Below are 12,924 nucleotides of genomic sequence, written 5' to 3' on the forward strand. Positions count from 1 at the left end.
TCTGATTTGTGCATTTGTCAGAAGCAGTCATGTGTCAGGCCTGTTTGCGCGGTTTTGACCGCTGGCCCTGATGGGTTCCGCAAGCCAAGTTCCTATCAGCTTTGCGGGCTATTATGCCCGCGCCATTCGGCGGAGTGTCTTGGCTTTGGCGGCAGACTTATGCACCATCATCTCGCGGGTCTTGCTAACTCGTTGTTCCTTTCGTCTCAGGCTACGGTGCGTAGGCTGTAGGGTTCGTTGCGGGTAAGCACTGCCCAGACGATCCGGGCGGTCTTGTTGGCCATGGCGACGGTTGCGACACGCGCAGGTTTGCGTTCAAGCAAGGATGTAAGCCATTTGCTGGCTCGCTCGGGATGGGATCGTGTTTGTCGAACGAGTGATGTCATACCAACGACAAGCAATGATCGCAGATACTGGTCACCCATCTTGGTGATCCTCCCCAACTTCTCTTTACCGCCGCTGGATTTGTTGGCAGGCGTTAAACCCAGCCATGCTGCGAACTCCCGGCCGTTTTTGAATTGGTGACCATCTCCAATGCTGGCGATGATCGCAGAAGCCGTTACCGCGCCGACGCCGGGTATAGTGCGCAGCAAACGGACACGCGCATCTTCTTTGGCCACTTGCTTGAGGCGCTCTTCATACCATCGGACCCGCTTATGCAGAGCCATGAGCTGTTCTGAAAGGTTGCGGATCACCTCGTTGGCGATGTCTGGCAAGTCGAGCACTTCACCAAGAGTGATGTCCTCAGCAAATCCAATCACACGGGCCAGCCCTTTAGGAATGAATATGCCGAACTCCGCGACCAGACCACGCAGATTGTTGATGAGTTGCGTTCTTTGGCGCACCAAAAGGTCACGCGCCCGATGTAGCGACAACAGGGATTGCTGCTCGACTGTTTTGGTCGCAACAAACCGCATGGTGGGTCGGGTCACTGCCTCGCAAATTGCTTCGGCGTCAATGGCATCAGACTTACCGCGTTTGACATATGGCTTCACATACATCGGCGGAATCAGTCGAACCTCGTGACCAAGAGCTGTCAGTTCACGGGCCCAATGATGCGCACTGCTGCACGACTCCATGCCAATCAGGCACGGATCCAGTTTTGCAAAGAACGGCAGACATTGCGCTCGTCGCAGCGGCTTGTTGAACACGACTTCTTCGCTCGCGGTGATCCCATGGACTTGGAAAACGTTCTTGGCCAGATCAACGCCGATTGTGGTAGCTTGCATGGGGTGGCTCCTCTCATAAGCAGATTTTGACACCTGCACTATGGCGCATTGCGACGCCGGTTGAAGCAGGAGCCATCCACCCCATCAGCTCTCCGCCCTTCATCCCAAAGGTCTTCGCAAGCGCAGCGAAAACCGAGCGCCCGCAGCGAACGGTAGGAAGATCCGCACAGCAGACCTTGGCGCAAAGCGCAGCGAACATCCGCAATCCGCCCTCTCTGCAGGGGGAGTTCACGGGCCCATTCCTGCCGTTCAAGAGGGACGTCACGCTGCAATGCCGTATTCACCAGACCTGCCATTCGAAACCCGGCGCCAATTTCCGACTGTCCGAGTTCCTACAAAGCCACAACTTGATAGAGGCGCCGTATGTCGGCGGACGGATCAATGCGATTGAGATTAGCTACCGTCGGGAGCGTGTCCATTTTCTGATCAGAATTGAACATATTGAGCGCACCTCACTCGTTTACCCAATTCAAGGTGGACATATGTGTTTCTACTATGTTCTACTTTTTTCTCGGTTAAGGTGAAACTCAGCAGGGGCACTCACCTCCATCGACATTTTTTTAGAGATCACAGCTTTCAATTGGAATTCATCTATAGGTTGACACATGGGTAAGAATATCTGCATCTTTTCGGATGGAACTGGCCAGATGGGTGGTGCCAGGCCAGACCAGCGGCTCTCAAATGTCTACAAGATGTATCGCGCAATGCGCCCGGGCCCGGATTCACCCATTAGCCCTAAAGATCAAGTAGCTTTCTATGATCCAGGCTTAGGAACAGGAGAAAGCGGCGGGATCTTCATTCGTATCAAGCCGATCCTGGAAAGCGCGGTCGGAACTGGCTTAGATCACAACATTGTCGATTGCTACGAGCAGATAATCGCACACTACGAACCAGGCGACCGTATCCTTCTTATTGGGTTCTCAAGGGGAGCCTACACGGTCAGAGCGGTGGCAAACGTTATGAACCTCTGCGGTGTCCCAACGCAGATGCCCGATGGTTCGCCGGTTCCGCGCCACGGCCCCGGTCTGCGCAAGATCGCCAAGGATGCTGTGAAATTCGTGTATAACCACGGCGCGGGAAAACCCCGCGGAAAAGACCCTTACTTCCAGAACCGTGAAGAGCTCGGCAGACGGTTTCGCACGAAATATTCAAGCTTTCCTCTCGAAGGCAAAGACAATCAAGGCAACGTTCAGCCTACTTTCATCGGGGTCTTCGACACGGTTGCATCACTCCGAACCGCAGTCGTTCGCACACTGGTCTGGGGCGTCACCTTTGCGGCCGGGGTTACTTTAGTTGCTGGCATTGCATTGGAGTGGTCCTTGCTTCTGCTCATCCCTGTCGGCGTTTTATTCAGTGCGCTTCTTTGGCAGCTTAGCTCACTGCTGCTCGATAACTTTAAATATTTCTCGGACGATCACGATCGCAAACTGAAGCTCTGGCGCCCAATGGATTGGCCGCAAATTCTCAAGACGGGGCATTTCGCGGCTTGGAACAAGCGCAACTACGACAAGTGGCTGGATCCAGACGTTCAACACGCCCGCCACGCTATGGCGATCGACGAAGATCGTGCCGATTTTCCAAGGGTTGGATGGGCTTCCAGGGCAGCTGCCATCGAAACCAAAGATCGAGAGCCGAAGTGGCTCAAGCAGGTCTGGTTTCCGGGGTGTCACAGCGACATTGGCGGAAGCTATCCCGAGGCCGAGTCGCGCCTGAGTGATATCGCCCTGGATTGGATGGTCGAAGAGTTGAACGAATGTGTGCCTTCGATTCAGATCAACGAAAATGTCCTGAATCGCGCACCTGATCCTCTGGGTTTGCAGCACCGCGAAGACGCTATCGTGGCATTTGGACCTTTTCGCATCCTCTGGAAGAAGGGAATTCGCGCAATTGGTGACGATTTTCCTATCCATCCCTCAGTCGAAGCGCGCATGCGAGCAAAGACCGTAGCCCAGTGCGGGGATGTCAAACCTTATCGGCCGGTTCAATTGAAAGGGCGGCGTGATTTGGAGTGCTTTTATGAGGATTAAAAAAGTTCCTGGTCAAACCGTTAGTGCCAAATAACAGGTAACGACGGCCCGAGCCATGCGGCAAAGCAATTCCCAAAACCGGACGCTGCCGATTGTCCACGAATTATGGATCTTGGCTGCGGGTCAGTTTAGCAAAAGGTGGACGGATGTATTGGAAAGGGTTTTCGTTTATGGGTTGTAAAGCGTAATAGGTAGGTCATGCCGATTGCAATCACACCAGTCGCAGAGAAGGGTTGTTGGTCCGGGTCCACTTGGACGATCGACCACGAGGGTGAACTTGCGGAATTGATTGCACGTGTTGCCATTGGGCAGTCCAGAACTGTGGAACGCATTCTAAAAGCCACTGGTGATTTGCCAGCAGGATATCCAAAGGGCGGCTTTCAAGGCGCCAGGACGCTACTGACTGTTGGAAACGGAGATAAAACATATCACCGAGATGGTTGGGTATTTCAGGTCATCGCTTGGATCGCCGCCCATCGTTTCGATGAAGACGCCCTTATCCGGTCACCTCAAATGATTAAAGCTGACAAAGGCTTGGACGGGCTCATGATCGAGTTCGATGACAACGGCATTGCACAGGTTGTCATCTGTGAAGAGAAAGCGACCGAACATCCGAGACAGAAGATCAAATCTCAGGTCTGGCCAGAGTTTGAACAGTTCGAGACGGGTGCTCGCGACAATGAGCTTGTTGCGTCCGTCACGTCTTTGTTGGAGAAATCGGACGATGCAGATCCGGACCGAACCGTTGCCGATATCCTGTGGAACGAAAAACGTGCCTATCGTGTGGCCGTGACAGTTGGTGATAAGCATGCATCAGAAAAAGGGCGCAAACGCCTATTTGCAGGATACGAAAAAAGGGTGTTGGGCGACGTTGAGCGGCGCCGTGCGGAAACCTTGGTCTTAGAAGATGTGCGTGAATGGCTGGACAAAATAGCTGAGATGGCGCTTGCCGCAATTGAGGACGCGGAGGCCGACAGCCTTGTATGATCCCACGACAGCAGCGCTTATTCGATCCACACCAGAACTTGATGATCTGGATACTGAGGCATTGCCCGATCAGCTCGCACGCGCTTTCGCAGAAATTGTATCGGCGCGGGTGATGCTGCGTGAGGGCGACGAGGATCTCGCCTCGCTCAGTGAAACCACCAGCTTCGCGCGCCGGCTGGCGCAAACAAATGAAGCATTGGTCGCAATCAATCCTGATCGGGAGAACCGGGCTGCTGCAGGCTTTGTTGCCGCGAGCGCTTACCAGTTGCTGTATCAGGCACAGGCGCTGAAAGAACCGGAGCCGCCCGCATCGTTCATCACACCTGACGGTATTAGCCCTGAGATTTCAGCGATGCTGCTCTTTCTGGTTGCTGAAGCATCAGCCGATGCTGCAGAGGTCGCAGCAGCCATGCGGGTTCCAAGCGGTAACAGGCTTCAGTCAGAACTGATTCTTCATTTGATCATGCTGGCAAAGGGTCAAGTTGGTCGAATTCGAAACCGAAAACGGCCTCCACAGGACGACCTTGTCACTGGTTCGGGTGGCGAACGCGCAAATGCCGCACTCTATTACCGGATTTTGCGCGGTATTCGGGCGCTTGCGTTCGTGCTTCAGGGACGACGCATGAGGGGGCTGGTGGATCCAATTGAAGTTTTCACTGAAGTCAAGGATTTGGCAGCACCTGGTGCAGAAGAATTCGCCGATGAATATCCTGATGGCGTGGTCGCTGTATTCCCAGGGCCATTTCACTTGGCAAGTCTTCTGATTGCAGCGGGTTCAGCACTTCTTGGCGGCGCTGTTGTTAAATTGCCGCCTCCCGAGGGGGTGGATGGGGACCGATGGGCTAAGGCGATGAAAACGGTTTCTGAGACGCGTCCGTATCTTTGGCGCAATCACAGAGATGCCGTCGAGCAAGGTTATCTGGAAATAGGAACGTCCTCAGCGATAGGGTTCCCAACCGGGGCGGGTAAGTCAACCACAGCCCAACTAAAGATCCATGCAACGCTATTGTCCGGTCGCAAAGCGGTGTTCCTTGCCCCTACTCATGCACTCGTGGATCAAACAACGCGAGACCTACGCGATGCCTTCCCTCGGGCAACTGTCCGCGGCGAACGCACGGACGAGTTTGGGTTTTCGAGCCAGGGAGAAGACCTACCCGACGTCATGGTCATGACGCCGGAAGCCTGTCTGCTTTCAAGCCACATGGAGCCAGAGCGATTTGACGATGTCGGCTTGCTGATTTTCGACGAATGCCATCTTATGCATCCCAGCACAGATGGGGATCGTCGGGCCATTGATGCCATGCTCTGCATCTTGGGCTTCACCCGCGTCGCACCTGATGCTGATATCGTTCTCTTGTCAGCAATGATGAAAAACACGGATGAGCTCAGCGGCTGGCTTGAAGAACTTACGGGTAGAAAATCATTGCCTCTCGACAATGCATGGAAACCAACTCGCCAACTCAGGGGCTGTGTTGTCTATGACGCCAACAGATACGCAAATCTTCAAAACTTTCTGAAAGCGGAACGTCGCAAAAAGCCAACAGGGGGAGTGCCGGTCGCGGTCAAGCGCAAGCTCACGGCTACCCCAAGAGGTTTCTTTAGTGTTAAGCAGACTTGGGCGTCTCAAATTCGCAGTGACTACACGCTGGTCCCGCTCCTTGATACCGCGCTTGAGTTCTCAACCAACAAGTTTTGGAAGCTTACACCTAATTCCGGGATTGTCGCGTCGTCCATAGCTGTCGCTGCTGCGCGGGCTGGCTTGAGAACTCTTGTCTTCTCGCAATCTATTCCAAACGCGTTTTCGATCTCAGAGAAAGCACGCATGGCACTTGACGATTGTGCTGTCGAACTGACCGAGAATGAGCAGCGGTTCTATGAAGTTTCTGCCGATGAAATGGGTGGCGCTGACCAACTCTATTTGACGCTCGAGAACGGAAAGCTTGTGTCGCAGGCGGCCACGCATCACGGCCAGTTGCTTCCAGAGGAGCGGCAGCTCGCAGAAGCACTGTATAAGCGCGATGGTGCTCTATCTGTCCTCGCTGCAACTCCAACACTTGGCCAAGGTATGAACCTGCCAGCAGATTTAGTCATCATCGCAGAAGATAGCCAATACGATGCTGCATCGGGACGCAAAGACCTTTTGGAAGCTGAAGATCTTCTCAATGCCGCTGGTCGCGCGGGTCGAGCTGGTGAGAGCGCGACAGGCATTGTCTTGGTTGTCCCAGGGCAAGTTGTTCCGTTGGATGATACCGAGAACAAGATTGGTGGAAGATGGACACGCCTCCGGGCGATATTTGGTCAGTCCGATCAATGCCTTATTTTGGACGATCCGTTTACGGCATTGATGGATCGCATTCATGACAAAGCTTCAGACATTGGAGATCTGGAACGATATGTTGTCGCGCGGCTCGCGGAGACCGATCAAAGTGAAGACGGTGTTCTCGATGTGCGGCTTGGCCTATCGAGAAGCTTCGCAGCTTATCGCAAACGTCAGGATGCTGAAGAGGACTGGATTGAAAGCAGGACAGCAGCGGCCCTTTCGCTATTGAATGATGATGACGAAGCCCTGCCCGTTGAGTCCCTGTCTTTGCGCAATACTGCCTCTATGTTGGGGCTGCCCGAAGATGTCCTGAAGGACTTGTCAAATGCCCTTGCCGAAGAGGGGTTTCACAGCTTTCATTCAGTCGAAGCATTGTGCAATTGGATGTTCGAGTGGCTGACAGCCAAGCCTGAATATTTGGACCGTGTAATCAAGCCAGACAGCTTGGAGTATCTATTTGGAACAGACTTCAAGAAGCTTAAGGGCGACGCTGCTCGTGCGTCCCACGCCCTCCCAAAGCTGCGGGAAGCATTGAGCCTGTGGATGAACGGTGAGCCACTTAGGGCCATCCAAAAAGCCTTATCTGACAAAACTCGTGACCGGAAGCGCAGCACAAGTGCGCGAAAATTCGTGATCCGGCTTGTTCCGGATCTTGCACATCTGATGGGAGCCCCTCTTCATATCTTGCAGGGTCATCTTAATGTGCACGCTGATGAACAGATTAGTCCAACTACTGCATTGGGGCTTGCCAATCGGTGTGTCAGGCGTGGCTTCTCAAGCGCGGAGATGGCAGCATTTGGGACACTTATGTCATCTGTAAGATGGTCCAGACGTGAAGTGCACAGGAGTTTTGCAAACATCACACCTTATCTCCAGCCGGCAGGGGAGCACGAAACCCTCGAAAGACTTGAGCTGCGCGTTGAGTTGGCGTCGGACGAAGAACTAAACAACAGAACTTATCCAGATCCATTCCAAGACGGTTTATGACTGAAAAACAGAGGCGTAGTTTCCCCGAGCGTTGTTCGGAAAGGCTCTTCGAATTGAACAGTCGGGTCAGACCAGAAACAACCATCTGAGTGTCCGCTTTCCTAAGGAAAAGGTGATCGTCTTTTTGTTCGTCAGCTGCGGTGCCTATCCCGTGGTCTGCGACTTCGATCCGAACTTTCTGATCTATCCGTCTCACGCTCATTTCAACCACATCACCTTCAGAGGTAAACTTGGCCGCATTCGAAATCAGGTTACACAAAACACCACGGCGTAAGCGGCAATGTGACGGGGCGCGCGGTGGATCGCGGGACGGCTGTTGAGAGCGATAGGGATGCACGACGCAAATTGGGATTTCCGACCCAGCCGACACAGATCTCGTTGAGAGATGGTCGCCTGATCCATCTTTAGCCGGGCGGCACTAACCGTGCTGTCAATTTCAGGTAGCAGCTTATCGGTTGGGCTCTCCGTCTCAATCGTGCCAAGAAGATTTATCTACTCAAACTCATTGTTGGTGGCAGGATCGATGATGCCGCCACCTCCACTTAGTGCTCTCCCGATCCGACAACCATGCATCAGCTATCGCCTAACCCTATCTTAACTTGCATCAGTTTATTCACTGATGCATTGTCCAGTTCTGGGTATGTTCGGTCCTGTTCACGCATGGTTCTCAACGCAAATTAACACATCAAATCCCACTAAAACTTAATGGTATATTGCACTTACCCTATTCGATAATTAGGAGACTCCCGCGTGATCTGCACGTCATGCACATGGCTTTCTTTCAGCCCCGCGCCGGTGATCTTCACGAAGTTACAGTTGCGGCGCATCTCATCGACCGTGGCGCAACCGGTATAGCCCATGGCCGCGCGTAGACCGCCGACCAATTGGTGCAACACATTGCCCGCGCTGCCCTTGTAAGGCACCTGACCTTCGATCCCCTCGGGCACCAGTTTGTCAGAGGCGGCGTCTTTCTGGAAATACCGATCCGCCGAGCCGCGCGCCATGGCGCCCATGCTGCCCATGCCGCGGTAGCTTTTGAAGCTACGGCCTTGATAAAGAACGACTTCGCCGGGGCTTTCGTCCGTCCCGGCGATCATGCTGCCGACCATGGCGCAGGAGGCACCTGCGGCAATCGCCTTGGCGAAATCGCCGGAGAACTTGATCCCGCCATCGGCGATGATCGGCACGTCTCCTGCAGCGGCCACGCAGTCCATAATTGCGGTCAGTTGCGGCACGCCCACGCCCGCCACCATCCGCGTGGTGCAGATGGAGCCCGGGCCGATGCCGACCTTGACCGCATCGGCGCCCGCGTCGATCAGCGCGCGGGTGGCATCGCCGGTGGCCACATTGCCCGCGACGACCTGCACATCGCCGAACTGTTTCTTGGCACGGGTCACCGCATGGGCCACGCCTTCGGAATGGCCATGGGCGGTGTCGATCACGATCATATCGACGCCCGCATCGACAAGCGCCTCGGAGCGCTCGAAGCCCGCGTCGCCCACTGTCGTCGCCGCAGCGACACGCAGGCGGCCTAGATCGTCTTTGCAGGCGGTGGGGTTCAGCACGGCCTGTTCGGTGTCACGCAGGGTCAGCAGCCCGGTGAGCTTGCCGCTGGCATCCGTGACCAACAGTTTCTCGATCCGGCGCGATTTCATCAGGCTAATCGCCTCGTCCCGGTCCGCAGGCTCTTGCAGGATCGCCAGCCGTTCAGAGGTCATCATGACCGAGACCGGTGTGCGGTCGTCAGAGGCGAAACGCATGTCGCGGTTCGTCACAATGCCCAGCACGCGGCCATTTTCGTCTACAACCGGGAAGCCGGTCACGCGGTAGCGTTCTTGCAGGTCCTTGGCATCCGCCAGCGTCTGGTCGGGGCGCAGGGTGATCGGGTTGTAAACGATTCCGGATTCAAAGCGTTTTACCCGACGCACTTCGCGGGCCTGTTCTTCGATCGTGAGGTTGCGGTGCACCACCCCCATGCCCCCGGCCTGCGCCAATGCGATGGCCATGCGGCTTTCGGTCACCGTATCCATGGCCGAGCTGAGCAGCGGGATATTGAGCGCGATGCTCTGCGTGACGCGGGTTCGCGTATCTGCGGTGGACGGCAACACAGAAGACGCTGCGGGAACCAGCAGGACGTCATCAAAGGTCAGGGCCTCACGAATCTCCATTTAACACCTCGGGTCTGGATGGGTTCATTTGGCGGTTTCCTATTTCACGGATGGCCGGGATTGGAAAGACCTATTCCCCCGCGTAAGCCACAGACGGGGAATGACGCGGGCGCGGTACGAATTGCCGCCCCGCATCTTTCCCCCGCCGCGCGGCACGCTATGCTGTCGCAAAGAAACAAAGGACGGCCCCGATGAGCAGTGACCCCCTCGTGATTTTCACGCCCTCCGGCAAGAGAGGGCGCTTTCCCAAAGGTACCCCGGTGCTGACCGCCGCGCGGCAGTTGGGTGTCGATCTCGACTCGGTCTGCGGCGGGCGCGGCATCTGTTCGAAATGTCAGGTCTCGCCGGGCTATGGGCAGTTCTCAAAACATGGGGTGACCGTCGCACCTGACGCGCTGAGCCCATGGAACGCGGTGGAAGAACGCTATGACGAGAAGCGCGGCCTGAAAGAGGGCCGCCGTCTGGGCTGTCAGGCCACGGTACAGGGCGATGTGGTGATCGACGTGCCGCCAGAGAGCCAAGTGCACAAACAGGTCGTGCGCAAACGCGCCGAGGCGCGGGAGATTGTGCTGAACCCGTCGGTCAAACTCTTTTACGTCGAGGTGACGGAGCCCGACATGCACGAACCCTCGGGCGATCTGGAACGTCTCAGGGCCGCGCTGGCCGAGCAGTGGGAGTTGGAGAAAGTCACCGCCGATCTGCACATACTGCAAATGATGCAGCCGGTCCTGCGCAAGAGCGATTGGAAAGTCACCGTCGCTGTGCATCTCGGCGATCAGGAAAACGCCGCGCGGATCATGAACATCTGGCCGGGGTATTACGAGGGCACTGTCTATGGTCTGGCGGTCGATCTCGGCTCCACCACCATCGCGGCGCACCTGTGTGATCTGCAAACCGGTGAGGTCATGGCCTCTTCCGGTGTGATGAACCCGCAGATCCGTTTCGGCGAAGACCTGATGAGCCGCGTCAGCTATTCCATGATGAACCCCGACGGCGCGCAGGAGATGACCCGCGCGGTGCGCGAGGGAATGGCTGCGCTTTTCACCCAGATCGCCGCAGAGGGGAATGTCGCGCCCGATCTGATCGTCGATGCGGTCTTTGTCTGCAACCCGGTGATGCACCACCTGCTGTTGGGCATCGACCCCTTCGAGCTCGGCCAAGCGCCCTTCGCGCTTGCAACCTCCGGCGCGCTGCGTCTGCGGGCCGAGGATTTGGACCTGAACATCCACCCCTCCGCCCGCGTCTACCTGCTGCCTTGCATCGCGGGCCATGTCGGCGCGGATGCCGCCGCCGTCGCCCTGTCGGAGGCACCGGAGAAGTCCGACGAGTTGATGCTGGTGGTCGATGTGGGCACCAATGCGGAGATCCTGTTGGGCAACAAGGAAAAGGTGCTGGCCTGTTCCTCTCCCACCGGACCCGCGTTTGAGGGGGCGCAGATCAGCTCGGGCCAACGGGCGGCACCGGGGGCGATCGAACGGGTCGAGATTGACCCGGAGACCAAGGTGGCCCGGTTCAAGGTGATCGGCTGTGATCTCTGGTCCGATGAGGACGGCTTTGAAGAGGCGGTGGCGAGCACGGGCGTCACGGGCATCTGCGGCTCCGGCATTATCGAAATGGTCGCCGAGATGCGCATTCACGGCATCGTCGACGCGCCGGGGCTGATTGGCAGCGCTGCGCAGACAGGCTCCGCCTCGGTCTTTGCCGATGGGCGCACCAACAGCTATCTTGTCTATGACGGCACCGAAAAGGGCGGGCCCAAGATCACGGTGACCAACCGCGACATCCGCGAAATCCAGATGGCCAAGGCCGCGCTCTATTCCGGCGCGCGGCTGCTGATGGACAAATTCGGCGTCGACAAGGTCGACCGGGTGGTGCTGGCGGGGGCCTTTGGCGCGCATATCAGCCCCAAACACGCGATGGTGCTGGGCATGATCCCCGACGCGCCGCTCGACAAAGTCACCAGCGCGGGCAATGCCGCAGGCACCGGCGCCCGGATCGCCCTGCTCAATACCGAGGCCCGGGCCGAGATCGAGGCGACCGTGGGCGCAATCCACAAAATCGAAACCGCCGTCGAACCGCGCTTTCAAGAGCATTTCGTCAATGCTTCTGCCATCCCCAACGCGGTAGAGCCTTTCCCCATCCTCAACAGCCTCGTCGCCCTGCCGGAGGTGACCTTCAACACCGGCGGCAGCGGCGAAAGCGAACGCGGCGGCCGTCGGCGCAGAAGAAAGGCGACGTGATGACTGCCTCGGACAACAGCGATCAGGTCGAATTCTGGAGCGCCTCGGCGGGCCAGAGATGGGCAGCGCGGCAGGCTGAGTTGGACACTCTGATGCAGCCGGTGCTGGACGGCGTGCTGGCGCGCGCCGAACTGGCGCCGGGGCTGCGGGTGCTCGACATCGGCTGCGGCGCGGGGGCGGGCTGTCTCGCCGCCGCCCAAGCGGTGGGTAATGCGGGCACGGTGCTGGGCGTCGATGTCTCTGCCCCGCTGCTCGACCTCGCGCGGCAACGGGCCGCCGCCCTGCCCCATGTCGCCTTTCACCACGGTGATGCAACGACGCTAGCGCTTTCCCCTCCCTATGACCGGCTGATCTCGCGCTTTGGCGTGATGTTCTTTGCCGATCCGGTGCTCAGCTTCACGCGCATGGCCGCGCAACTCAGCCCCGGCGCGAAGCTCAGCTTTGCCGCTTGGGGCCAAATCCCCGAGAACCCTTTCTTTACCCTGCCCGCCCGCGCGGCCCGGGCCACCATTGGCGCCATGCCGAAAAGCGATCCCGACGGCCCCGGCCCTTTCGCCTTTCGCGACCCCGAACGCGTGGTATCGATCCTCGCCGAGGCGGGATTTGTCGATATCGCCTGCAAGGTGACACGGCTTGACCTCACCCCCGCGGGCTCGGTCGATGACCTTGCCCAGCAGATGTGCGACATCGGCCCGGCCAGCGGCGCGATCAATCATTTCGAGGCGGGCCCGGCACAGGTCGCGGAACTTCGGCAGACCATCGCCGACGCCCTGCGCCCCTATGCGGAAGACGGCCCCCTGCGCCTGCCTGCCGAGATCAATTTCGTCACCGCGACGAAACCCTGACTTGACCTTCCCCCGCGCGCCGATTATCTCACCCTCAGCGCGCGGGTATGGTGAAAAGGTATCACGGCAGCTTCCCAAGCTTTAGTTACGAGTTCGATTCTCGTTACCCGCTCCACGCTCA

Annotated in this window: 7 protein-coding genes, 1 tRNA gene and 1 pseudogene; 6 read left to right on the forward strand and 3 right to left on the reverse strand. The window is 57.3% G+C overall.

Annotation, left to right across the window (positions count from 1 at the left end; translation table 11 throughout):
* Nucleotides 1-206: 206 nt before the first annotated feature.
* A complete protein-coding gene (locus ACGYK4_RS14210) occupies nt 207-1,229 on the reverse strand; it encodes an IS110 family transposase (protein WP_394457088.1) in 1,023 nt (340 codons plus the stop codon).
* Between the two features lie 605 nt (nt 1,230-1,834).
* On the opposite strand from ACGYK4_RS14210, the gene ACGYK4_RS14215 reads away from it, so the two are divergent.
* From ACGYK4_RS14215 to ACGYK4_RS14225, 3 genes are all read left to right on the forward strand, one after another.
* Entirely contained in the window at nt 1,835-3,256 is a 1,422-nt protein-coding gene (locus tag ACGYK4_RS14215; RefSeq protein ID WP_209218823.1) for a DUF2235 domain-containing protein, read from the forward strand.
* A gap of 198 nt (nt 3,257-3,454) precedes the next feature.
* Nucleotides 3,455-4,243 carry a hypothetical protein gene (locus ACGYK4_RS14220; RefSeq protein WP_209218824.1) on the forward strand — a complete coding sequence of 263 codons (789 nt, stop codon included), beginning with the start codon at nt 3,455-3,457 and terminating at the stop codon, nt 4,241-4,243.
* Nucleotides 4,236-7,550, forward strand: coding sequence for a DEAD/DEAH box helicase (locus ACGYK4_RS14225; protein ID WP_136720320.1), 3,315 nt, complete (start codon nt 4,236-4,238; stop codon nt 7,548-7,550). The genes ACGYK4_RS14220 and ACGYK4_RS14225 overlap by 8 nt, the downstream gene beginning before the upstream one ends.
* A gap of 22 nt (nt 7,551-7,572) precedes the next feature.
* On the opposite strand, the pseudogene ACGYK4_RS14230 reads toward ACGYK4_RS14225, so the two are convergent.
* Together ACGYK4_RS14230 and guaB are read right to left on the reverse strand one after the other, a co-directional pair.
* Nucleotides 7,573-7,920: pseudogene (locus tag ACGYK4_RS14230) on the reverse strand (ATP-binding protein); the annotation flags it as partial.
* Nucleotides 7,921-8,269: 349 nt separating this feature from the next.
* On the reverse strand, nt 8,270-9,718 hold the full coding sequence (guaB, locus tag ACGYK4_RS14235) for an IMP dehydrogenase (RefSeq protein WP_394441141.1): 1,449 nt from the start codon (nt 9,716-9,718) through the stop codon (nt 8,270-8,272).
* 191 nt (nt 9,719-9,909) lie between these two features.
* On the opposite strand from guaB, the gene ACGYK4_RS14240 reads away from it, so the two are divergent.
* From ACGYK4_RS14240 to ACGYK4_RS14250, 3 genes are all read left to right on the forward strand, one after another.
* A complete protein-coding gene (locus tag ACGYK4_RS14240) occupies nt 9,910-11,958 on the forward strand; it encodes an ASKHA domain-containing protein (RefSeq protein ID WP_394457092.1) in 2,049 nt (682 codons plus the stop codon).
* Nucleotides 11,958-12,803, forward strand: coding sequence for a class I SAM-dependent methyltransferase (locus ACGYK4_RS14245; RefSeq protein ID WP_394457093.1), 846 nt, complete (start codon nt 11,958-11,960; stop codon nt 12,801-12,803). The genes ACGYK4_RS14240 and ACGYK4_RS14245 overlap by 1 nt, the downstream gene beginning before the upstream one ends.
* 41 nt (nt 12,804-12,844) lie before the next feature.
* Nucleotides 12,845-12,918: transfer RNA gene (locus ACGYK4_RS14250), tRNA-Gly, on the forward strand.
* Nucleotides 12,919-12,924: the final 6 nt, after the last annotated feature.

This window comes from Sulfitobacter sp. 1A13368 (assembly GCF_043557275.1).
Lineage (GTDB): Bacteria > Pseudomonadota > Alphaproteobacteria > Rhodobacterales > Rhodobacteraceae > Sulfitobacter > Sulfitobacter faviae.